This window comes from uncultured Lamprocystis sp., from assembly GCF_903933125.1.
Classification (GTDB): Bacteria; Pseudomonadota; Gammaproteobacteria; order Chromatiales; family Chromatiaceae; genus Thiodictyon.
This window is the reverse complement of sequence record NZ_CAIZIZ010000373.1, coordinates 1-20,201: the sequence shown is the minus strand read 5'-3', so window position 1 is coordinate 20,201 and position 20,201 is coordinate 1. Positions and strand designations below refer to the sequence as shown.

The 20,201-nt window shown below is 63.9% G+C and carries 21 protein-coding genes; 14 read left to right on the top strand and 7 right to left on the bottom strand.

What is annotated here, in order from left to right:
• Window positions 1–532 precede the first annotated feature (532 nt).
• The 7 genes from QZY03_RS19550 to QZY03_RS19520 all read left to right on the top strand — a co-directional run bounded on the left by QZY03_RS19550 (window position 533) and on the right by QZY03_RS19520 (window position 6,553).
• Window positions 533–1,579 carry an RluA family pseudouridine synthase gene (locus QZY03_RS19550; protein ID WP_295583838.1) on the top strand — a complete coding sequence of 349 codons (1,047 nt, stop codon included), beginning with the start codon at window positions 533–535 and terminating at the stop codon, window positions 1,577–1,579.
• Window positions 1,579–2,259 carry an HAD-IA family hydrolase gene (locus QZY03_RS19545; RefSeq protein ID WP_295583837.1) on the top strand — a complete coding sequence of 227 codons (681 nt, stop codon included), beginning with the start codon at window positions 1,579–1,581 and terminating at the stop codon, window positions 2,257–2,259. Before QZY03_RS19550 ends, QZY03_RS19545 begins: the two co-directional genes overlap by 1 nt.
• Before the next feature lie 256 nt (window positions 2,260–2,515).
• Entirely contained in the window at window positions 2,516–3,520 is a 1,005-nt protein-coding gene (locus tag QZY03_RS19540; protein ID WP_295583836.1) for a S49 family peptidase, read from the top strand.
• 215 nt (window positions 3,521–3,735) lie between these two features.
• The gene (locus QZY03_RS19535) at window positions 3,736–4,152 is read left to right on the top strand and encodes a cyclic nucleotide-binding domain-containing protein (protein WP_295583835.1); all 417 of its coding nucleotides are present in this window, start codon (window positions 3,736–3,738) and stop codon (window positions 4,150–4,152) included.
• Window positions 4,103–4,963, top strand: coding sequence for a PEP-CTERM/exosortase system-associated acyltransferase (locus QZY03_RS19530; protein ID WP_295583834.1), 861 nt, complete (start codon window positions 4,103–4,105; stop codon window positions 4,961–4,963). Before QZY03_RS19535 ends, QZY03_RS19530 begins: the two co-directional genes overlap by 50 nt.
• Entirely contained in the window at window positions 4,938–5,831 is an 894-nt protein-coding gene (locus QZY03_RS19525; protein ID WP_295583833.1) for a ThiF family adenylyltransferase, read from the top strand. Before QZY03_RS19530 ends, QZY03_RS19525 begins: the two co-directional genes overlap by 26 nt.
• Before the next feature lie 32 nt (window positions 5,832–5,863).
• Window positions 5,864–6,553: a class I SAM-dependent methyltransferase gene (locus QZY03_RS19520; protein WP_295583832.1), complete on the top strand. Its 690-nt coding sequence runs from the start codon at window positions 5,864–5,866 to the stop codon at window positions 6,551–6,553.
• Between the two features lie 14 nt (window positions 6,554–6,567).
• On the opposite strand, the gene QZY03_RS19515 is transcribed toward QZY03_RS19520, so the two are convergent.
• From QZY03_RS19515 to QZY03_RS19505, 3 genes are all read right to left on the bottom strand, one after another.
• Window positions 6,568–6,897, bottom strand: coding sequence for a hypothetical protein (locus QZY03_RS19515; RefSeq protein ID WP_295583831.1), 330 nt, complete (start codon window positions 6,895–6,897; stop codon window positions 6,568–6,570).
• Between the two features lie 141 nt (window positions 6,898–7,038).
• The gene (locus QZY03_RS19510; RefSeq protein ID WP_295583848.1) at window positions 7,039–8,202 is read right to left on the bottom strand and encodes a TonB-dependent receptor; all 1,164 of its coding nucleotides are present in this window, start codon (window positions 8,200–8,202) and stop codon (window positions 7,039–7,041) included.
• Between the two features lie 129 nt (window positions 8,203–8,331).
• Complete coding sequence (locus QZY03_RS19505) at window positions 8,332–9,393, bottom strand: 3-deoxy-7-phosphoheptulonate synthase (RefSeq protein WP_295583830.1); 1,062 nt, start codon at window positions 9,391–9,393, stop codon at window positions 8,332–8,334.
• A 123-nt stretch (window positions 9,394–9,516) separates the two neighbouring features.
• On the opposite strand from QZY03_RS19505, the gene QZY03_RS19500 reads away from it, so the two are divergent.
• Window positions 9,517–10,197, top strand: a complete 681-nt coding sequence (locus QZY03_RS19500; RefSeq protein WP_295583829.1) for a CDGSH iron-sulfur domain-containing protein — start codon at window positions 9,517–9,519, stop codon at window positions 10,195–10,197.
• Here the strand turns inward: QZY03_RS19500 and QZY03_RS19495 are convergent.
• From QZY03_RS19495 to ubiG, 3 genes are read right to left on the bottom strand one after another with little or no spacing between them, the layout of a single operon-like run.
• Window positions 10,184–10,906: an SDR family NAD(P)-dependent oxidoreductase gene (locus QZY03_RS19495; protein ID WP_295583828.1), complete on the bottom strand. Its 723-nt coding sequence runs from the start codon at window positions 10,904–10,906 to the stop codon at window positions 10,184–10,186. The genes QZY03_RS19500 and QZY03_RS19495 overlap by 14 nt on opposite strands.
• The gene (locus QZY03_RS19490) at window positions 10,882–11,763 is read right to left on the bottom strand and encodes a squalene/phytoene synthase family protein (protein ID WP_295583827.1); all 882 of its coding nucleotides are present in this window, start codon (window positions 11,761–11,763) and stop codon (window positions 10,882–10,884) included. Before QZY03_RS19490 ends, QZY03_RS19495 begins: the two co-directional genes overlap by 25 nt.
• Window positions 11,764–11,808: 45 nt before the next feature.
• Window positions 11,809–12,546 (bottom strand): bifunctional 2-polyprenyl-6-hydroxyphenol methylase/3-demethylubiquinol 3-O-methyltransferase UbiG, encoded by a 738-nt coding sequence (gene ubiG / locus QZY03_RS19485; protein WP_295583826.1) that lies wholly within the window; start codon window positions 12,544–12,546, stop codon window positions 11,809–11,811.
• Between the two features lie 425 nt (window positions 12,547–12,971).
• Here ubiG and glyA point away from each other — a divergent pair, with 425 nt between their 5' ends.
• From glyA to QZY03_RS19465, 4 genes are all read left to right on the top strand, one after another.
• The gene (gene glyA, locus QZY03_RS19480) at window positions 12,972–14,228 is read left to right on the top strand and encodes a serine hydroxymethyltransferase (RefSeq protein ID WP_295583825.1); all 1,257 of its coding nucleotides are present in this window, start codon (window positions 12,972–12,974) and stop codon (window positions 14,226–14,228) included.
• Between the two features lie 57 nt (window positions 14,229–14,285).
• The gene (gene nrdR / locus QZY03_RS19475; RefSeq protein WP_026199811.1) at window positions 14,286–14,801 is read left to right on the top strand and encodes a transcriptional regulator NrdR; all 516 of its coding nucleotides are present in this window, start codon (window positions 14,286–14,288) and stop codon (window positions 14,799–14,801) included.
• Window positions 14,802–14,825: 24 nt separating this feature from the next.
• Window positions 14,826–15,974, top strand: a complete 1,149-nt coding sequence (gene ribD / locus QZY03_RS19470) for a bifunctional diaminohydroxyphosphoribosylaminopyrimidine deaminase/5-amino-6-(5-phosphoribosylamino)uracil reductase RibD (RefSeq protein ID WP_295583824.1) — start codon at window positions 14,826–14,828, stop codon at window positions 15,972–15,974.
• 406 nt (window positions 15,975–16,380) lie between these two features.
• Complete coding sequence (locus QZY03_RS19465) at window positions 16,381–17,040, top strand: riboflavin synthase (RefSeq protein WP_295583823.1); 660 nt, start codon at window positions 16,381–16,383, stop codon at window positions 17,038–17,040.
• A gap of 236 nt (window positions 17,041–17,276) precedes the next feature.
• Here QZY03_RS19465 and QZY03_RS19460 read toward each other — a convergent pair whose 3' ends face one another.
• The gene (locus tag QZY03_RS19460) at window positions 17,277–17,552 is read right to left on the bottom strand and encodes a nitrogen fixation protein NifZ (protein ID WP_295583822.1); all 276 of its coding nucleotides are present in this window, start codon (window positions 17,550–17,552) and stop codon (window positions 17,277–17,279) included.
• A 236-nt stretch (window positions 17,553–17,788) separates the two neighbouring features.
• On the opposite strand from QZY03_RS19460, the gene nifU reads away from it, so the two are divergent.
• Together nifU and nifS are read left to right on the top strand one after the other, a co-directional pair.
• On the top strand, window positions 17,789–18,664 hold the full coding sequence (nifU, locus tag QZY03_RS19455) for a Fe-S cluster assembly protein NifU (protein WP_295583821.1): 876 nt from the start codon (window positions 17,789–17,791) through the stop codon (window positions 18,662–18,664).
• A gap of 73 nt (window positions 18,665–18,737) precedes the next feature.
• Complete coding sequence (gene nifS, locus QZY03_RS19450; protein ID WP_295583820.1) at window positions 18,738–19,949, top strand: cysteine desulfurase NifS; 1,212 nt, start codon at window positions 18,738–18,740, stop codon at window positions 19,947–19,949.
• Window positions 19,950–20,201: the final 252 nt, after the last annotated feature.

The following is a 20,201-nucleotide window of genomic DNA, read 5'->3' as shown; positions in this document are numbered from 1 at the left end:
TCGCGGCTCGGGATCCCTGGGCCCGGCGCACTGCGCGCGGGCGGACCGGGACGGACATGCACATCCGTTTCTTAGGGTTACGGGCAAGTTGTTGAAGTCGCCCGCGTCTCTTGGGACGCGCCAGTGGCGACGGCGTCCCGGATTCGTTCAGTGGCGAGGGTTGGGCCGAGTGCCCGGCGTCCCCGTTTGGGGACACCGGTCAGGGGCCGCGGGCGGGCACGGCGGTCCGGGTGTAGAATCCACCCGACCTGACCGAACCCGTGGGACGTGCCGCAGCTCGCCCAAGCGCTTCGCCGACTCATTTCAGTGTCTCGCCGGGCTGACCCGGCCTCGGTCCAGATGGCAGCCAAGTCACTTTAGCTGCCAATCGGCACCAAACCATCGCGTCGCACCATCAAGGCCGTCAAGGCTTCCGGAATGCACGCGTCGCTTGCGGCAAGTTCTTGAGTCTTTCGCTCGCCTGCGCAAGGCCCGAATACTAACAGTGAATATCTATGGCAGCAATTGAGCCGCAAGGCCGGATGCAACCCCGTTGACTCCGACCCATCCAACCCCCGCCTTACCCCTCCCGACTTCCGATGATCGCGCCCCGGCCGTCACCCTGGTCCGTGTCGACGCGGAGTCGGTCGGGCAACGCATCGATAATTTCCTGGTCCGTCATCTGAAGGGCGTCCCGCGCAGTCACCTCTACCGGGTGCTGCGTCGCGGCGAGGTCCGTGTCAATAAGGGCCGGGTCAAGGCCGACTACCGGTTGCAGGCCGGTGACCTTGTGCGGCTCCCACCCCTGCGGATGTCCGCGCCAACGCAGCCCGTGCGGGCGCCCGAGCGATCATTGGCGCGCCTGGCCGCGGCGGTCCTGTTCGAAGATGAGCGGTTGCTGGTCATCGACAAGCCCGCCGGGCTCGCCGTGCATGGCGGCAGCGGCTTGAGCTACGGCCTGATCGAGAACCTGCGCCAACTGCGTCCGGGCGCCGAGTTGGAGTTGGTCCACCGGCTGGATCGCGACACCTCGGGCTGCCTGCTGGTCAGCAAGCGCCGCAGCACCTTGCGCGACCTGCACCAGTTATTGCGCGACGGCGACGTGGAAAAGCGTTACCTTGCCCTGATTCTCGGCGATCTGCCGAGCCAGACGCTCACCGTCGATGCGCCCTTGGCCAAGCATGGGCAGTCGGGGGGGGAGCGGGTGGTGAAAGTGGACCGGGTCGCCGGCAAGTCGGCCCGAACCCTATTCAAGCGGTTACGCCGCTTTGTCTGCAACGGTCCGCTCAGTGAAGTCACTGGGCTTGGGGTGGTGACCCTGGTCGAGGCGCGCCTGATCACCGGACGCACCCATCAGATCCGTGTCCACGCGGCCCATCTGGGGGCGCCCCTGGCGGGTGATCCCAAGTACGGTGACTTCGAGGCCAATCGGCGTCTCAAGGCCGTGGGCCTCGATCGACTCTTTCTGCACGCCGGGACCCTGAGCTTTCGCGCGTCCTACATGGAGCAGCAACTCCGCGTGGACGCACCCCTCCCGGCGGAGTTGGAGCAGGTGCTCGTGCGTCTCACCGCAGCGGCAACTGTCGAGGTGACCGGTTGATGAGTTTCGCATTACTCTGTTTCGATTGGGACGGCACATTGATGGACTCGCAGGTGCGGATCGTCAACTGCCTGTTGGGTGCCTTCATTGATGCAGGCCAACCGCCGCCCAGCCGTGCGGCGGCCGCGGACATCATCGGCCTGGGGTTGGATGAGGCCATGGCGCGCCTGTGGCCGACGGCTGACGCCGCGCAGCGGCGGCTGGTTGCAGGGCATTACCGGCAACGCTTCCTGTTCGCCGACCAGACCCCCGCCGCCTTGTTCCCGGGTGCGCGCGAGACCCTCGAACAGTTGCGTGCGCAAGGCTATTTGCTCGCGGTTGCGACCGGCAAGAGTCGGCGCGGGCTCGACCTGTCGTTGGCGGAGACCGGGCTTGCCGGGTTGTTCGAGGCCACCCGCTGTGCTGATGAAACCGCTTCCAAGCCGGATCCGCTGATGCTCCTGGAGCTGATGGACGAATTGGACGTTGAACCAGCGCAGACCCTGATGATCGGCGATACCGAATACGACCTGCACATGGCCGCCAATGCCCGCGTCGGTGCTTTGGCCGTCTGCTACGGAGTCCATACTCCGGAGCGCTTGCTGGCGTGCGGGCCGCTGGCGTGTGTGCAGTCGCTCGCCGCCATCCCGGACTGGTTAGCGACGCGTTCGCACGCTGCGGATCGGCGTCTTCGCACCTGATAGCCAAACATGGCGTTGGTTTAGCGGCGGGTTTGAAACCCGCCCCTAGCAGCCTGTCGGACTTGATGAGGTAACCGATTGAAGTTAAAGAGTTTCAGCTTTTTTGGCGCAAATTTTTTATCTTCTATAATCAAGTTCTTACGCTGCAAGTCCGACAAACTGCTAGGTCCGGCAACCCTGATTGACCCGGAAGCCGGCACGGTTTTCGCTTCAACCCTTTCGCATCATTATCCCGCGCATGAGTAGAGGACCAGCGATGAATTGGCGATTCTGGAAACGCGACGAGGCGCCGATGCCGGCGCCCGGTGACCCGGACTGGGAGCGGTCTTTGATCAATCGGATGGCCTTGGAGCACCTGCGCGACCAGCGCCGCGGAAGACGTTGGGGCTACATCTTCAAGCTTTTGATTCTGTTGTATTTGATTGGGCTTCTGGCGGCCGCCCTGGCGCGCAATACCTGGGAGGGTATCAAGACCGGTGAAGATCATACGGCCCTGATCCAGATCAAGGGGGTCATCTCCTCCGAGACGGAGGCAAGCGCCGACCGCGTGATCACGGCGTTACGCGATGCCTTCGAGGCGGACCATGTGAAAGGCGTCATCATCCGGATCAACAGTCCCGGCGGCAGTCCGGTACAGTCCGGGTACATCGCTGACGAGATCCGCAGGCTCAAGGAAAAATATAAGAAAGACAATGAAAAGGAGATGCCGGTCTACGCCGTGGCCGTGGATCTGTGCGCCTCCGGTGGCTATTACATCGCCGCGGCGGCGGATCAGATTTACGTGGACAAGGCGAGCCTGGTCGGTTCGATTGGCGTACGCATCGACGGTTTCGGTTTCGTCGATGCCATGAAGGACCTTGGGGTCGAGCGGCGCCTGCTCACTGCCGGGGCCAACAAGGGTATCCTCGATCCGTTCTCCCCACTCCCAGAGTCGCAGCGGGTGTTCATCCAGGTCGTGTTGGACGATCTGCATCGTCAGTTCATTGCGGCCGTCAAGGCCGGACGCGGCGACCGCCTGAAAGGGGGGGAGGAGGTCTTCAGCGGGCTCTTCTGGAGCGGCGATCAGGCGCTCGCCTTGGGGCTGGCGGACGGCCTGGGGAATTCCAGCTTTGTCGCGCGGGAGCTGATCGGCGCCGAGACCCTGGTCGAGTATACTAAGAGGAAAGATCTGTTCGAGCGCTTCACTGAACGCCTCGGGGCGAGCCTCGCCGGCGGCGTTTTGCAGACATTCGGTCTTGAAGGTGTCGGCAGTCTGCGCTGAGGGTTGCCGTTCAAGATTTTCTGAGTCGGCGATTGCTTCGCTCCAGACGGTGGGTTTATGCTCAGCCAGAGCGAGCGGGCTCACCACCGGCTCTCCCCGTCGGCCTCAAGGCAACGGAGCGGTGTCGGATTGGCCTCGCTGGCGGTCAGCAGCAGGAGCGTCCGGCAGCGGGGCGGTGCTGGCAGGCACAGGACCGGTTGGAGTCGAGTGGCACTATGTTTCTCGAATTCGTGCAAGATTTGCTGCGCAGTCCCCGCCTCAATGACGGTGCTGCCTGGGTTCGCCGTACGTTCGTGGCGGGAGAGAATCTGACGACCGAGGGGCGTCTCGGTCAATCCTTGTTCATCGTCGAGCAGGGCGGGTTGGCCGTGCTGGGTCGGGCGCAGATTCCGAACCAGTCGACGCTGGAAGTCACTGTTGCGGAATTGTCGGTTGGGGATGTCTTCGGTGAATCAGCCCTGATTGGCAACTATGAGAGCATCGCGACAGTTCGCGCCCTGACCGACGGTAGCGTGTTGGAGATCAACGCAGCAATTCCAAATTTGGGCGGCAGCATCCAGCGTGAAGCCGTCGGCGGGGCTGATGGTGGATGCGCTGCGCTTATCCACCCTACAAAACCTGCAATTTTGTAGGGTGGATAAGGCGCGCCGCACGATGTTCGGTTTGGCGGTGACCCCTGCGGACCTTGAAGAGACGCTCCGGATACGTTATCGCGTCTATTGTGAAGAGTTCGGGTATGAGTCCCCTGAACGCTTTCCGGACGGAATGGAAGCGGACGAGTTCGACGAGGCGGCGACCCACTGCTTGGTGACCCATAATGGCTCGGGATTGGCCGCTGGCTGTGTGCGAATCTGCCCGGCGTCAGTGAAAGGCAGTTCCAATGTGATGCCTTACGAGAAATGGTGTAGCGGGAGTCTTGACGAGGCTCCGCTCATCGCCTTCAGGGCACCCCGCGAGCACCTGTGTGAGGCTTCGCGTTTTGCTGTTGATGGCATTTTTCGCCGCCGCCCGGGCGAGGCGATGACCCGCTTCGGCAAGGCCCTCTTATGGGAGCTTACGGATTCGGAGCGGCGTACTTTCCCACTGATTTCGGTCGGATTGACGCTCGGAGCCGCAGTGATGGCGGAACGGCTTAAGAGACCGAATTTGTTCGCACTCATGGAGCCGTTCTTGCCGCGCTTGCTGACTCGCTTCGGTGTCCACTTTCATCGCGTCGGTCGCGATATAGACTATCACGGGATACGAGCCGTTTATGCCATCGATACAGATGAATTCGTGAGGACGATGGGTCAGGAGTTCCGTCAGTTATACAGTTGGATCACTGAGAGCGTACAGAACTCGCAGCAACTTCCAAGCGTCCTGAACCCGTGTCCGATGCCCGGTAACCTCCGAGTGGAAACGCGGTTGGCGCCGCCGCATGCGCACTGCGTTGATATCGATTGATGGCTGTATGTCGACTCCACCTCATCACACTACTGAGGCGTTCTCGCGCAACCTTGGCTGGCTGACGCCCGCTGAACAGGCCGTGCTTCGAACGAAGCGGATCGCGATTGCGGGCCTTGGCGGCGTCGGCGGCAGCCACCTGCTTACCTTGACACGTCTTGGTGTTGAGCGCTTCACCATTGCGGACCCGGACATCTTTGAACCAGTGAACCTCAATCGCCAGGTCGGTGCCTATGTGAGCACCTTCGGTCAGCGCAAGGTCGAGGTGCTCGCCCGGATGGCGCGGGACATCAATCCTGATCTCGATCTCAGAACCTTCGACACGGCGATCGACGGTGGTAACCTGGTTGAGTTCCTGCGTGATGCGGATCTCTATCTCGACGGGCTGGACTATTTCGCCGTTGCCGCCCGGCGTGCGGTCTTTGCTGCGTGCGCGGAACTTGCCATACCTTCAGTCACCGCGGCACCGCTTGGCATGGGGGCCGCGATGCTGGTCTTTCTGCCCGGAAAGATGACCTTTGAGGCGTATTTTCGCCTGCAAGGCCGGACTGAACACGAGCAGCTGGTCCGCTTTCTGGTTGGCCTTTCGCCGGCGATGTTGCAACTGCGTTACCTGGTCTACCCGCAAGCGGTCGATTTCGCGCGTCAGCGGGGGCCCTCGACGCCGATGGCCTGTGAGATCTGCGCGGGAATGGCGGCGACCCAAGTGCTCAAGATTCTGCTGTGCCGCGGCAAGGTGCTGGCTGCCCCTTGGGGACAACAGTTCGACCCCTATCGCAACCGCTACGCAAAGACCTGGCGCCCTTGGGGCAACGCCAATCCGCTTCAGCGTCTCGTCCTCGCGTCAGCACTGCGTCTGCTGCGTTGAGGTGATCGCCTAGTCACAGGTCATAGAACACGATGGTCCAGTCAACGTCCAGGTTGAATCAATCCCGCGACAACATCGCCCGCGCCTATTCATCGCCGCCCTGGTGGTACGACATCCGCGGACTCTTCATTCTGACTTTTGCCTACCGGAGCACCCTCGGTCGGCAAGTGCGACTGTTCGGGAGCAATCTTGGCGCTCATCACCTTGAAGTCGCCATCGGCAGCGGCAGTCTGCTCGCTATCATCCTGCGCTGGCGGCGCTGGAAGGGACTGCCGCGGGTGCGGATTGTCGGCTTTGACTACGCGGAGCCGATGCTCGTCGGCGCGCGGCAACGCTTCTCCGGCAGGCCCGAGCTGGCACTGCTGCACGCGGACGTGTCGTCGCTCGACTTCGCGGATGCCTGTTTTGATAGCGCGAACATCGCCAATGCCGTGCACTGTTTTCCTGATCTCGACGGCGCCCTGGCGGAGGTTGTCCGTGTTCTCAAACCCGGCGGCACCCTGGCGGCAAATGTCCTCCTGTATCCGCGCGGTCCGTGGTTACTGCGACGGATCGCCGAGCGAATCAACCAGTGGGGAATGCGCAAAGGCATCCTTTATACGCCTTATCATCACGCCGAAATCCGCGAGAAGTTGATTGCGTCCGGCCTTGCGATGGTCGCGGAAGAGGTCTCCGGCAACGCCTACAATGTGCTTCTGCGCAAACCGCCGGAACCGGTTTGATTCAACCGCCGTAGCTACTTAACGGTCAGTACGCGGACCCGCGGGTTTTCCGGGGGCTTCGCCGCGTAACTCACCGCGCCCGGCGAAGCCGCCGTGCGTTCGATCAGTTCCGCTTCGCTCGAAATCGTGACGGGTGATTGGCCGGTGCCGGAGAAGACCTGGCGATCCCAGACGCGGCGGAGTTGGTAAGGGTACAAACCGAGCACCTGGGTGCAGAACTCACGATGCAGCGGGTGATCGTCTGGCAGGACGTAGACCTGAACCGGCGCTCCGTTCGGCCAAATGCCGAGTTTCATCGAGAAGAACAACCGGGCCTCGTTGCGGGTGATGGTGGTGTTTGGCAAACCGGAATTCGCGATGACTTCCTGTGTCAGACCCCGTCTGGGACTGAACGCCATCACCAAGACAGTGAAGGCCAGTATGGTGATCCATTGCGGCCAATGGATTAAGTTGCTGGCGATTCGATGAGTCACCGCGTTGCGACCTCAGAAGCGAAACGCGACTTGCAGCGCCAGCAGATTCCAGTATTCACGCTGGCGCGTGAAGTCCGGATTCTCCAGCTGGGAAAGCACGAGGGTGCCCTGGTTCCATTGGTACTGGGCGCGCAGCATGAGGTTGGGAGTGAGATCCCAACGCAGGCCGACAGTGGCGATTTTTGAGAACATTGCATGTGCGGGAACCATTCCGCCAGTCACTCCTGCGAACTCACTGCCGTCGCGATCGTCGCGGTCGGCGACCCCCTCTTCGTAGCATGCCATGAATTCAAGATTCGAACGGATCCGATAGGTGCCTTGCAGATAGTAGCCCTCGGAGGTGACTTTCTGTCGCGGTAGCAATGGCCCATAGCTCCGCCACTTCACCGGTTCCAGACCGTATTCAGCGGAAAGCGTGAAGCGCTGCGCGCTGTATTGCAGCGAAGCGATGCCGTAAACGATGTCGGTCTGTCCCGGGCCGAGGATGTCGTTCTGGTGGGGGGCGTAGCGCAGGGACGCGAGTGCGCCGCTCAATCCGAACCGCAATTGCTCGTTGACCGTCGCGTACCAGAGGCTGCCGGTCCACACCGAGCCGTTTGGTCTGAGTGTGCCGGGGAAGTCCCCGCCGAGGTAGGTCCACTGAACGTTTTCATCGAGCACTGGCCAGCCGCCGATGAGCGTCAGCGAAAACTCCCCCAGGTCGTTGTACAGGGAGCCATAGACGGCGGCTCCGTCGGAGGAGAGCACGATATTGCGCACCTTGTCGTAATAGATCACCTGGGGGAGAAAGATGCCGGGACGCGTGAATGGGACGTCGCGCGTCTCGTTGTAGAGGCCGAGCGGGTTCTTGACGCGTCCAAGGCGAATCCCGAGGATGCGCTCGGGGGAGGCGATCAGTGCGATGTCGGCCAGTGCATAGTCGAGCGATGGGGTGCCGTCATACATGTCGCCGGCTCGTCGCGCCAGGACCTGCCCGGCCAGAAGAACTTTCGGATCGAGTCGAACCGATGCGTTGATGCCGATCTCGGTCGAGTCGAATGAGGTTTCGGGGCTGTCGCCAAAGAACCGGTTGTCACTCGTCTTGATGACGCTCTGGGCGGCGAACCCATGCAGTTGAATGGTGCTCCAGACGCTGTCCGCTGCCGTCGCCGCGCCGGAACACAGCAGACACGTCACAACGCTCAAGCCAAGGCAGCACTCCCGAAAGGTCCGCGGAAGAGGGTGGCCGTCAAAGCAGAAAGCGGTGGCTTGAGTCACAGTGGTTTGACCGTCACCCGGACGACGACAGGCGGCGAGTGGCTGTTATCATCGCGCGCGCTCACGTGTGCGCAGTGCGGCGGCGGCTTCGCGGATCATGTGCTCGGTCGTCGGCCAGGAGATACAGGCGTCGGTTACCGAGCAGCCGTACCTCAGCCGTGCCGGGTCTTCGGGAATCGGTTGGTTGCCGGCTTCGATAAAGCTTTCGACCATCATGCCCAGGATCGAATGATTGCCGGCGTGGATCTGATTGACGACATCCTGCATGACAAGCGGTTGCAGTTCCGGCCGCTTATGGCTGTTCGCGTGGGAGCAATCGATGACGAGATTGGCCGGCAGTTGGGCTTTGAGCAACGCCTGCTCCGCCATGGCAACGCTGACGGTGTCGTAGTTCGGACGACTGTCGCCACCCCGCAGCACCAAATGGCCATAGCGGTTGCCGCGGGTCCTGACGATGCATGATTGGCCGAGCGCGTTGATGCCGAGAAAACTGTGGGGTTGCGCCGCCGAGAGGATGGCATTGATGGCGGTGTCGATGCTGCCGTCGGTGCCGTTCTTGAAACCGACGGGAGTCGATAATCCCGAGGACATTTCGCGATGTGTTTGCGATTCGGCGGTCCGTGCGCCGATTGCTGTCCAGGCGATGAGATCGCCCAGATATTGTGGTGCGATCGGGTCAAGCGCCTCGGTCGCGGCGGGCAGCCCCAGTTCATTGACGGCCAATAAAAAGCTCCGCGCCATCTGCATACCATCCGCGATATGAAAGGTATCATTCAGGAACGGGTCATTGATAAATCCCTTCCAGCCGGTCGTGGTGCGGGGTTTCTCGAAATAGACGCGCATGACCAGCACCAGCACGTCGGCGACTTCATCGGCGAGCCCGCGCAGTCGGTGCCCATAGTCCAGGCCGGCGACCGGGTCATGCATCGAGCAGGGGCCAATCACCACGAACCGCCGCGGATCGCGTCGATCCAGAATGGCCTCCAACGTGGCGCGCCCGGACAGCACGGTGGTCGTGGCCCGATCCGTGATGGGAACGCGGCGCAGGATCTCCTCCGGTGCGGGCATCGTGTCGAACGCCGCGATGTTGAGATTTGCGGTTGCTTGCATGGCGTCTTAGGCGAGGTTTGGCACTGCCGACCCTCAAGGATTCTCCCGGCGCTTGAAACTGGTGCGCGCGGAGTCTACCGTTCGGCCGGTACGTGAGTCAAAGCCAGCATAGAGGTCAGCCAGATGAGCGAGCAAGACGAGAATCCGCAAGACGAGAGCCGGGACGCGGTGGTTGAGTATCCAGGTGCCGCGATCGACGTTCACTGGGACGCACGGCTGTGCATCCATATCGGCGAGTGCGGCAACGCGGCCGGCACCTTGTTCGTCAGCGGACGTGAGCCCTGGTGCATTCCGGACCAGTGCAGCAAGGCGGAGGTGCGCGAGATTATCGAACGTTGTCCCAGTGGGGCCCTGTCGTACCACGACCATGACGACCGGCCCGAGGTGGCCCCTGGGGAGAACACGGTGACGGTCGCCTACAACGGCCCGTTGTACGCCCGCGGCGATCTGGAGATCGAGGGGGCGCCCGCGGATATGCCGGGGGTAGGGTTCCGCGCCGCCGTTTGCCGTTGCGGTCTATCCGCCAACAAGCCCTTCTGCGACAACAGCCACCTCAAGGCCGGGTTCGAGGACTTCGGGTCTGTCGGGGAGCGGGGGGCGCCGCTCACGGCCTTGGGCGGTCCGCTGCGTATCAAGTCGCTGGTGGATGGGCCGCTGCTGGTCAAGGGCAACCTGAGCATCCGTGCCGCCAGCGGACGCGTCGCCTGGGAGGGGACTCAGGTCGCCCTGTGCCGGTGCGGGGCGTCGAAGAACAAACCCTTTTGCGACGGCAGTCACCAGACGGTCGGCTTCAAGAGCGGCTGAATCCGGAGCCTTCGAGCAGGTCCAGGTAGCGCGGCACAACGCTCTCGGCCGCGGGCAGGGTGAACGGATCCTCGCCGGGGTAAAGGCGGGCGCGCAGGCCCGTGCGAACGATCCCCGGATCGAGGCAGGCGACGCGGATGGGGCTGCTGTCGCGGGTCTCGTCCGCCAACACCTGCGCCAAGCCCTCAATGCCGAACTTGGCTGCCGCGAAGGCGCCCCAATAGGCCAGGCCGGTGCGGCCCACCCGGTCGGAGGTGAAGATCACCACCGCGTCCGCTGACGCGCGCAACAACGGCAGGCAGGCCTGGGTGAGCAGGAAAGGTGCGGTCAGGTTGACCCGCAGGACGCGCTCCCACTCGCCGCTGTCGTAGTCGTCGATGCGGGCGAGGTAGGGTGCAAAGGCGGCGCAGTGGACCAGCGCGTCGAGTCGCCCGCAGCAGTTGCCCACCAAATCGGCCGCGGTGCGGCAGCCCTTCTCATCGGCCGTATCCAGGTTCAGCGGCAGGATGGCGGGCTGGGCCCCGCCGCTTGCCTCGATCTGGTCATAGACGGCGGCGAGGTCGGCATCGGGGTGGTCACTCAGGACCAGGGTCGCGCCCCTGGTCGCGGCGGCCAAGGCGACCGCGCGTCCGACGCCCTCGGCCGCGCCGGTGACCAGGATCATCCGGTCCTGTAGTGGTTGCATCAGGGGTGTGGGTTCTTGTTCCATGGGTGCGGGTTCTCAATGGCGTTTGGTGAGCGGGGTGGCGGTTGCCGGCTTTCGCGCCAGGCATGCCAGAGCTTGCGCAGCGGGGTGAGTGCGATCCGTTGATCGGCGAGGTCGAACGCGCTGGCCGCGAGTTCGTCGAGCAGCAGATCCGCAAGGCGCACGCGGATGCGGATCGGGGTCGGCAGTCCTTCCGGGTCCCGGCGCTCGCCGCGCAGTCGGCGCGCATGGGCCGCCAGTTCGGACAGGATGACCGGCAGGTGCTGCCGATGCGTCGGCCGCGTCAGGTCAGCGGGCTGGAGTCCACGTGCGGTGAGTTGCGCGGTCGACACGAATTCGTAACGTTCCCGACGCAGCAGCCAGCCACAGTCGCGGATCTGGTAGACGAGGGTGGTGTAGGCGCCGAGCCGCCGTGCCCGATCGATCTGTGCCGGGTCTTGGTCACCCGCGGCGCGGGTCAGGAGTTCGAAGAGTGCCCCCAGATCCTGCTCGGCCGCGGCGGTCAGGGCGTCCGGATCGCGCGGCCGACGGCGTTCGATGATGGCCGCGGCCCCGTGGGTCATCGCCAGGAAGGGCGCGGCGGGCAGTCCGAGCCGGTCGATGACCGGACCCAGTTGCCGGGTCAAGGGGTGGCTTCCCGTGCCGGCGACGGTACGTGCCAACTCGTCCTGCCACCAGCGCAGTTTCGCCGCGGCGACCGCGGCATCAGTGACCTGAACCAGCACCGACTGGAGCTGATAGCGCCAACCGTACAACGCGGCGAGCCCGTCCCGCCGGCTGATCGGGGCGAGGCGCAGGCTGTAATAGGTGGACGAACCCGGCGGCGTGGCGGGGTTGGGGAAGCCCCAGTCGCCCGGCATCAGGGTGTGGTTCCGCGCGTCGCGCTGCGCTGCCCGGGGCTGGTCTCAGTCATCGGCGTCACGCACACAGGTCACCAGATAATTCACGTCCACATCATCGGGCGTGAGCCGATAGGTGCGGGTCAAGGGGTTGTAGGTCATCCCGGTGATATCGGTGGCGCGCAAGCCCGCGGCGCGGATCCAACGCGCCAGTTCGGCCGGCCGGATGAAGCGGGCGAAGTCATGGGTGCCCTTGGGCAACATCCCGAGCAGGTACTCGGCGCCGAGGATGGCGAACAGGTAGGACTTGGGGTTGCGATTCAGGGTTGAAAAAACGACGTGACCACCGGGGCGTACCAGGCGTGCGCAGGCGCTGACCACGGAGGCCGGGTTGGGGACATGTTCCAGCAATTCCATGCAGGTGACGAGATCGAAGCTCGCGGGACGTTCCGCCGCCAGTGCCTCCACCGGGATGCGCCGGTAGTCGACCGCCACGCCGGTCTCCAGGGTATGCAGTTCAGCCACCCGCAACGGCATGGCGCCCATATCGATCCCCAACACCCGCGCGCCGCGCGCGGCCATGCCCTCGGAGAGCAGTCCGCCGCCGCAGCCAACATCCACCACCGCGCGCTGCGCCAGGGTGCCGGTCCGCTCGATATACTCCAACCGCAGCGGGTTGATGTCGTGCAGGGTCTTGAACTCGCTCTGCGGGTCCCACCAGCGGGAGGCCAGGGCCTCGAACTTGCCGATTTCGCCGGGGTCGACGTTCGCGTGGTGGTCGCTGTGATGAATCGTCTCGGTCATGGCTGCAAGAACCTGGTTGGCTGGGATAGACAAGCCGATCATTTTAGATGATGGGGCGCCCAAACATGGAACAATACCCCATATTTTGGCTGCGGCTGTCGTGTCAAGGGTCGGCCGCCTGACGTTGGTCAACGCCTTCGGTTCGTCGCGACTGCGCCCCTGTATCCTGACGGGTCTTGGTCATGGTTCCGGCCGTAGGGTGGACAAGCGCGAGCGCAGTCCACCGAATCCCGCGCCGCCGCTGGTGGACTACGATGTCCCGTGGCCGGAACCGTGATCAAGGCACCCGAGGCGGGACAGATCGAACAGATCCTGCGCCAGGCGGGGATGGGCTGCGCTGCGGTGGCAAACCATCCGCTCGGAACTCAAGCGCATCCGCCTGGAACAGACTAAACTAAACGGCTTTTCCTGCCGGGAGACCTCCCATGTTTGACCAATCCATGACGATTCGTGACTACGACCCGGAACTCTGGGCGGCGATCGAGGGCGAGGAACGCCGTCAGGAGGAGCACATCGAGCTGATTGCCTCCGAGAACTATGTGAGTCCGCGCGTCCTGGAGGCCCAGGGCGGCGTCATGACCAACAAGTACGCCGAAGGCTATCCAGGCAAGCGCTACTACGGCGGCTGCGAGTTCGTGGATATCGCCGAGCAGTTGGCCATCGACCGGGCCAAGCAGCTCTTCGGTGCCGCCTATGCCAACGTCCAGCCCCATTCCGGCTCCCAGGCCAATGCCGCCGTGTTCATGGCCCTGTGCCAGGCGGGCGACACCATTCTCGGCATGAGCCTGGCGCATGGCGGACACCTGACCCACGGCGCCAAGCCCAACTTTTCCGGCAAGCTCTACCACGCGGTGCAGTACGGCCTGGACCCCGCGACCGGTGAGATCGACTACGCCGAGGTCGAGCGTCTGGCCCAGGAGCACCAGCCGCGCATGGTGATCGCCGGTTTCTCCGCCTACTCGCGGGTGGTCGACTGGGCGCGCTTCCGTGCCATTGCCGATGCGGTCGGCGCTTACCTGTTCGTCGATATGGCGCATGTGGCCGGTCTGGTGGCGGCCGGGGTCTACCCGAGCCCGGTGCAGATCGCGGACGTAACCACGACCACGACGCACAAGACCCTGCGCGGCCCGCGCGGCGGCCTGATCCTGGCGAAGTCCAACCCGGAGATCGAGAAGAAGCTGTCGTCGCTGGTCTTCCCCGGCACCCAGGGCGGCCCGCTGATGCATGTGATCGCCGCCAAGGCGGTGGCCTTCAAAGAGGCACTGGAGCCCGCTTTCAAGGATTACCAGCGCCAGGTGGTGCTGAATGCGCAGACCATGGCAGAGGTCTTTCTCGCCCGCGGCTACGACGTGGTGTCCGGCGGTACCGACGATCACCTTTTCCTGGTCAGCTTCATCCATCAGGGGCTGACCGGTAAGGACGTGGACGCCTGGCTCGGCGCCGCCAATATTACGGTCAACAAGAACGCGGTGCCAAACGACCCGCAGTCACCCTTCGTCACCAGCGGTATCCGGGTCGGTACTCCGGCCATGACCACGCGCGGCTGCGGCCTGGCGGAGGCCCGCGACCTGGCGGATTGGATGTGCGACGTCATCGACGGACGTGGCGACCCGGCGGTGATCGCGGCCGCCAAGGCGCGGGTGCTGGACCTGTGTCGGCGGCTGCCGGTCTACCAGCGGTGATGATCAGGGTCCGTTTCCCGATGGCGGTTGGCGACGGCCGACCGGGGGCGTGACGGGATGCGCTGTCCTTTTTGTGGCGCCGAGGATACTAAGGTCGTTGACTCGCGTCTGGCCGGCGAGGGTGATCAGGTCCGTCGCCGCCGCAAGTGCGAGGTATGCAAGGAGCGGTTCACCACCTATGAGGCGGCGGAACTCAATCTGCCGCGCGTGGTGAAGCGTGACGGCAGCCGTGTTCCCTTCGACGGGCGTAAACTGCGCTCGGGCATCATGCGTGCGCTGGAGAAGCGCCCGGTGGGCACCGAGCAGATCGATGCCGCCCAGGCGCGGATCCAGCGGCGGCTGATGTCGAGCGGTGAGTCCGAAGTGCCGTCCCGGCGGATCGGGGAGTTGGTGATGGATGAGCTGCGCGGGCTCGATCAGGTCGCCTATGTCCGCTTCGCCTCGGTGTATCGTAAATTCGAGGATGTGGCCGCCTTCCGCGAGGAGATCGATCGGCTGGAGCGGCAACCGACCCCTGAGGTCCGACGGCAACAACTCGACCTGCTCGATGGTCTGGAACCCAAACCCAAATGACCGCACGCAGGAGACCACACGCGTATGACCGCTGCTGATCCGACCGCGGCCGATCAGGAACTGATGGCACGGGCTATCCGCCTTGCCGCTCGCGGGCTCTTTACCACCGACCCCAATCCGCGGGTCGGCTGTGTTCTGGTGCAGGCCGGTGACGTCGTGGGTGAAGGTTGGCACCGGCGCGCCGGTGAGGCGCATGCCGAGCGCATCGCGCTGGCCGCGGCCGGTCCACGGGCGCGCGGGGCCACGGCTTATGTGACGCTGGAGCCCTGCTGTCACCAGGGCCGCACTCCGCCCTGCACCCAGGCGCTGATCGAGGCCGGGGTGGCGACGGTGCACTGTGCCATGGTCGATCCCAACCCGCTGGTATCCGGTCAGGGGCTGGCCGCCTTGCGTGCCGCCGGTGTTCAGGTCTGGACCGGTCTGCTGGAAGCCGAGGCGCGGGGACTCAATCCCGGCTTTATCAAACGGATGTCTAACGGCCTGCCGTACTGCCGCTGCAAGCTTGCCGCCAGCCTCGACGGGCGTACGGCCATGGCCAGCGGCGAGAGCCGCTGGATCAGTTCCGAGTTCTCGCGCCTTGACGTGCAGCATCTGCGCGCCCGACACTCGGCCATCGTGACCGGGGTCGGGACCCTGCTCGGCGACAACCCCTCGCTCAACGTGCGTCTGACCGCCGCTGATCTGCCCGGTATGGAACCCGGCGAACCCGTGCGCCAGCCCTGGCGTGTGGTGGTGGACACCCGCCTGCGCACCCCGGTGGGTGCCCGACTGCTCGGCTTGCCCGGGATCACCGTGATCGCTTGCTCAGCCCCGGCCGATCAGCGGCGGGTGAGTCAGTTGGAGATGGCCGGCGCCCGGGTGAAACAGTTTCCGGACCATCATGGATTGGTCGACCTGCGTGCCTTGATGAACTGGCTCGCCGACGAAGAGATCAATGAGGTGCTGCTGGAGACCGGACCGATCCTGGCCGGGGCAGCGCTGACCGGCGGCTTGATCGACGAGCTGATTCTCTATCTGGCCCCGCACCTCATGGGCGACGGCGCGCGCGGGTTGTTCCAACTCCCCGGACTGGAGCACATGGAGCACCGTATCCCGCTGGTCATCAATGATGTGCGGCGGATCGGTCCCGATTTGCGGCTGTTGCTGCGGCCGGGAACCGCCGGGGCCCGGTGAGTGGCCTCGGGCCGGCGGGTCCGCGGCGGCGGCTCAGGAACGCGTCGTCGTTCGCGATGAGCCGTTCACTCATGCGTTAAGCAAGCCCATCAGAGAACGCCTTTGGCGTCTCGGTCGTTGTCGTAATCGAGGTGATGACACCCGCGAGGGCCTCGATCAAGATTCCGGCCATTTGGGCGCGCCGGGTGCGTAGTCAGGCCATCCTGGCCTGACACCGTCAGGGCTGGAAGCCCTGACTACGCATACCGCCGGCCGGGATTACGATCAAGGCCCCCGCGAGGGCCATGATCGCCGTTCCGGCCAAAGCGGCCACTCGGTGTGATCCACAGAAGTCACAGATGAAGAACGATTATCCGATTACGACAACGATTGTATTCGTTATTTAACTTATTTCCGACACATCACTATGTTCACCGGAATCATTCAATCCGTCGGTCAGATCCGTCGCCTGGAGCCCCGCGGCGGGGATGTGCGGCTCACCATCGGGACCGGCAAACTCCCCCTCGCCGACGCCGCCTTGGGCGACAGCATCGCCGTCAACGGCGTCTGTCTCACGGCCGTGGTCCTCGCCGCCGACGGCTTCGCGGCCGACGTGTCGCGTGAGACCTTATCCTTGACCACCCTCGGGGGGCTGGCCCCCGGCAGTCCGGTCAACCTGGAGAAAGCGCTCACCCTGTCCACTCCGCTCGGCGGGCACCTGGTGAGCGGTCATGTCGACGGGGTCGGCCGGATCATGGAGCGTGCGCAGGACGCCCGTTCCTGGCGCCTGCGCATCCAGGCCCCGGCCGAGTTAGCCCGCTACATCGCGCACAAGGGGTCGATTTGTGTCGATGGGGTGAGTCTCACGGTCAATGGCGTCGAAGGTGCCGCGTTCGAACTCAATATCGTTCCGCATACCCTGGACGAGACCATCACCGCCGGTTACCGGATCGGCACGCGGGTCAATCTCGAAGTCGATCTGATCGCCCGCTATCTGGAACGCCTGCTCCTGCGCGAGCGGGCGGCTGAATCCGGCGGGAGCGGTCTGACCCGCGAGTTCCTGGCCGAGCACGGGTTCGGGGGCTGAACCGAGAGACCGGGCAAGCGGGATGGTGGATGCGCTGCGCTTATCCACCCTACAAAAACGGCTCCGCTGGAGCAGTAGGGTGGATAAGGCGCGCCGCTCGGTGATAGGGACTCGGCACGGCGGTCGCGCGCGCCGCATCCACCAGGGGCCGCGCGATGCCGCCCAAATTTGGTAAACAACCCGACCGCGCATTTCTGCAAGATCCGGAGGGGCTTCAGGGGCGACTGAAGTCGCCCCTACAGTCGCCCCACAGTTGCTCCAGGCCCTTCCGTCGTGAGTTCCTCTCCCCAGCATCCGGTCGGCGGTCCCAGCACCAGATCCGGTCCCTCGAAGCGGACCAGATAGAGCGGACGCTCCGGATCTTCCTCCAGATGGCCGATGTTGAGGATCACGCCGCGGGTGCCGGCGTCGGCGATAACCGCGTCTTCCGCCAGGTCCGGGATGCCGCCGTCGTTGATGATTTGCGTCGCGGCGTAGACCAGGTCGCCGGGGCTCAGTTGGTCGAGTGTCATGGTGCTGGCTCCTGAGAAAAAGTAGCGGATTCCGGGTGTCTGCCCGGTGCTGTCGGATATCCCACCCAATTGGTGCGTCGGACTGTCGCAGAGCCGACAAGCGGGTCGGCAACGCTGTGGTTTTCCTTTTTAAGTCAATGTTCCACCGAATGATTTCCCGGTGGCATGGAGATTGCTGAAATTCTCTCATCGATTTAGCAAGACTCAAGCCAAACGGAGCACTCCGGAGAACTGTCATGTGGGATTACTCGGACAAGGTTAAAGAGCACTTCTTCAGCCCCCGCAATGCCGGTGCGGTGACCGGTGCCAACGCCGTTGGCGAGGTGGGGTCGCTGTCGTGCGGTGACGCGTTGCGGCTCACGCTGCGGGTCGATCCCGAAACGCAGATCATCAAAGACGCCGGGTTTCAGACCTTTGGCTGTGGGTCGGCCATCGCCTCCAGTTCCGCCCTGACCGAGATCATCAAGGGCATGACGCTGGATCAGGCGCTCACGGTATCCAATCAGGACATCGCCGATTTTCTCGATGGTCTTCCGCCCGAGAAGATGCACTGCTCGGTGATGGGGCGCGAAGCCCTGCAGGCCGCCGTGGCCAACTATCGCGGCGAGGTGTGGAAGGACGACCACGCGGAAGGCGCGCTGGTGTGCAAGTGCTTCGCGGTGGACGCGGTGATGATCGAGGAGACCATCCGCGCCAATGCGCTCTCCACCGTGGAAGACGTGACCAACTACACCAAGGCCGGCGGCGGCTGTTCGGCCTGTCACGAGGGGGTCGAGGAAATCCTGACCCGGGTCCTCAAGGAACAGGGCCGCGTCTTCGATCCCACGGGTGCCGCCCCGGTGCTCGCCAAGGGCAAGAAACTCAGTAATCTCCAGCGTATCCGCCGGATCGAAGGAGCGATCGAGGCGATCCGGCCCAACCTGCAACGAGATCGGGGCGATGTCGAACTGGTCGAGGTCGACGGCAAAAATGTCTATGTGAACATGACCGGGGCCTGTGTCGGCTGTCAGATGGCATCCACCACGCTGGACGGCATACAGCAGCGCATCGTCGAGGACTTGGGCGAGTTCGTGCGCGTGCTGCCGGCCAGCGCCATGCAGCATCGGGTCTGAGGACGGTCAAGACGATTCACCGCAGACGCGACTGAGCCCTTTTGTCGAGCGACGATTCAACCGAGGCGACCCCATGACCCAAGGTATCTATCTGGACAACAACGCCACCACCATGGTCTCGCCGGCCGTGGTGGAGGCCATGCTGCCCTTCTTCACCGAGCAGTTCGGCAATCCGTCCTCGATGCATCAGTTCGGCAATCGGGTGGGCCTGGCCCTCAAGCAGGCCCGTGCTCAGGTGCAGACCCTGCTCGGCGCCGAACACGACTCCGAGATCGTCTTTACCTCCTGTGGGACCGAGTCGGACTCCACCGCCATCCTCTCGGCGCTGCGGGCGCAGCCCGAGCGTAAGGAGATCATCACCACCGTGGTGGAGCACCCGGCGGTGCTGGCACTCTGCGAACAGTTGGAAAAGGAGGGCTACAAGATCCATCGTCTCAAGGTCGACAGCCGCGGGCGGCTGGACATTCACGAATACATGGACCTGCTGTCGGATCGGGTGGCGATCGTCTCGGCGATGTGGGCCAACAATGAATCCGGCACCCTGTTTCCGGTGGAGGAGATGGCCGATCTGGCACGCTCTGCCGGGGTCATGTTCCATACCGATGCGGTCCAGGCCGTGGGCAAGGTGCCGATCAATCTCAAGGACACCTGCATCGACATGCTGTCGCTCTCCGGGCACAAACTCCATGCGCCCAAGGGTGTCGGTGTGCTGTACCTGCGCCGCAATACCCGCTTCCGGCCACTGCTGCGCGGTGGTCACCAGGAACGCGGCCGACGTGCCGGAACCGAGAACACCGCCTCCATCGTCGCCTTGGGCAAGGCGTGCGAGGAAGCCATGCAGCATATGGAGTATGAAAAGACCGCGGTGCGCCAGATGCGCGACCGGCTGGAGCGGGGCATCCTGGCGGCCGTGCCGCATTGCTTCGTCACCGGCGACCCGAACAACCGCCTGCCGAACACCTGCAACATCGCCTTCGAGTACATTGAGGGCGAGGCCATCCTGCTGCTCCTCAACAAGCAGGGCATCGCGGCGTCCTCCGGGTCGGCCTGCACCTCCGGCTCACTCGAACCCTCGCACGTGATGCGCGCCATGGGCATCCCATTCACCGCCGCCCACGGCACCGTGCGCTTCTCTTTTTCCCGTTACAACACCATGGATGAGGTGGATCAGGTGATCCGCGCCGTGCCCCCGATTGTCGCGCAGTTGCGCAAGCTCTCCCCCTATTGGGGCGAGAACGGCCCGGTCACCGATCCTGAGCGGGCGTTTGTCCCGGCTTACGCCTGATCGAGCCTTGGTCCGCGTTCCGGCCGGTGTGTACGGGAGCCGCGCACGGTTCCCAGCGTGAGCCTGACCAGGGCCGCCTGCGGCCAAGAGGACCATCAACCACCTCGGACGATTCTAGCATAGTCTATACTTAGAGTTAGGTTTTGGATTACGAGGAGAGTCGATCATGAGTAACGAATGGCTTAATGACGCAAGAAAGATTCCTGGCGAACCAATGAGCTATATTCGGAAACTGGCGGTCCAGTCTGTCGT

What these genes read in the sequence shown, in the direction of transcription:
- QZY03_RS19545 (WP_295583837.1), top strand. Translation starts at nt 1,579, where the DNA reads ATGAGTTTCGCATTACTCTGTTTCGATTGGGACGGCACATTGATGGAC.
- QZY03_RS19540 (WP_295583836.1), top strand. Translation starts at nt 2,516, where the DNA reads ATGAATTGGCGATTCTGGAAACGCGACGAGGCGCCGATGCCGGCGCCC.
- QZY03_RS19535 (WP_295583835.1), top strand. Translation starts at nt 3,736, where the DNA reads ATGTTTCTCGAATTCGTGCAAGATTTGCTGCGCAGTCCCCGCCTCAAT.
- QZY03_RS19530 (WP_295583834.1), top strand. Translation starts at nt 4,103, where the DNA reads ATGGTGGATGCGCTGCGCTTATCCACCCTACAAAACCTGCAATTTTGT.
- QZY03_RS19525 (WP_295583833.1), top strand. Translation starts at nt 4,938, where the DNA reads ATGCGCACTGCGTTGATATCGATTGATGGCTGTATGTCGACTCCACCT.
- QZY03_RS19520 (WP_295583832.1), top strand. Translation starts at nt 5,864, where the DNA reads ATGGTCCAGTCAACGTCCAGGTTGAATCAATCCCGCGACAACATCGCC.
- QZY03_RS19505 (WP_295583830.1), bottom strand. Translation starts at nt 9,393, where the DNA reads ATGCAAGCAACCGCAAATCTCAACATCGCGGCGTTCGACACGATGCCC.
- QZY03_RS19500 (WP_295583829.1), top strand. Translation starts at nt 9,517, where the DNA reads ATGAGCGAGCAAGACGAGAATCCGCAAGACGAGAGCCGGGACGCGGTG.
- QZY03_RS19495 (WP_295583828.1), bottom strand. Translation starts at nt 10,906, where the DNA reads ATGGAACAAGAACCCACACCCCTGATGCAACCACTACAGGACCGGATG.
- QZY03_RS19490 (WP_295583827.1), bottom strand. Translation starts at nt 11,763, where the DNA reads ATGCCGGGCGACTGGGGCTTCCCCAACCCCGCCACGCCGCCGGGTTCG.
- ubiG (WP_295583826.1), bottom strand. Translation starts at nt 12,546, where the DNA reads ATGACCGAGACGATTCATCACAGCGACCACCACGCGAACGTCGACCCC.
- glyA (WP_295583825.1), top strand. Translation starts at nt 12,972, where the DNA reads ATGTTTGACCAATCCATGACGATTCGTGACTACGACCCGGAACTCTGG.
- nrdR (WP_026199811.1), top strand. Translation starts at nt 14,286, where the DNA reads ATGCGCTGTCCTTTTTGTGGCGCCGAGGATACTAAGGTCGTTGACTCG.
- ribD (WP_295583824.1), top strand. Translation starts at nt 14,826, where the DNA reads ATGACCGCTGCTGATCCGACCGCGGCCGATCAGGAACTGATGGCACGG.
- QZY03_RS19465 (WP_295583823.1), top strand. Translation starts at nt 16,381, where the DNA reads ATGTTCACCGGAATCATTCAATCCGTCGGTCAGATCCGTCGCCTGGAG.
- QZY03_RS19460 (WP_295583822.1), bottom strand. Translation starts at nt 17,552, where the DNA reads ATGACACTCGACCAACTGAGCCCCGGCGACCTGGTCTACGCCGCGACG.
- nifU (WP_295583821.1), top strand. Translation starts at nt 17,789, where the DNA reads ATGTGGGATTACTCGGACAAGGTTAAAGAGCACTTCTTCAGCCCCCGC.
- nifS (WP_295583820.1), top strand. Translation starts at nt 18,738, where the DNA reads ATGACCCAAGGTATCTATCTGGACAACAACGCCACCACCATGGTCTCG.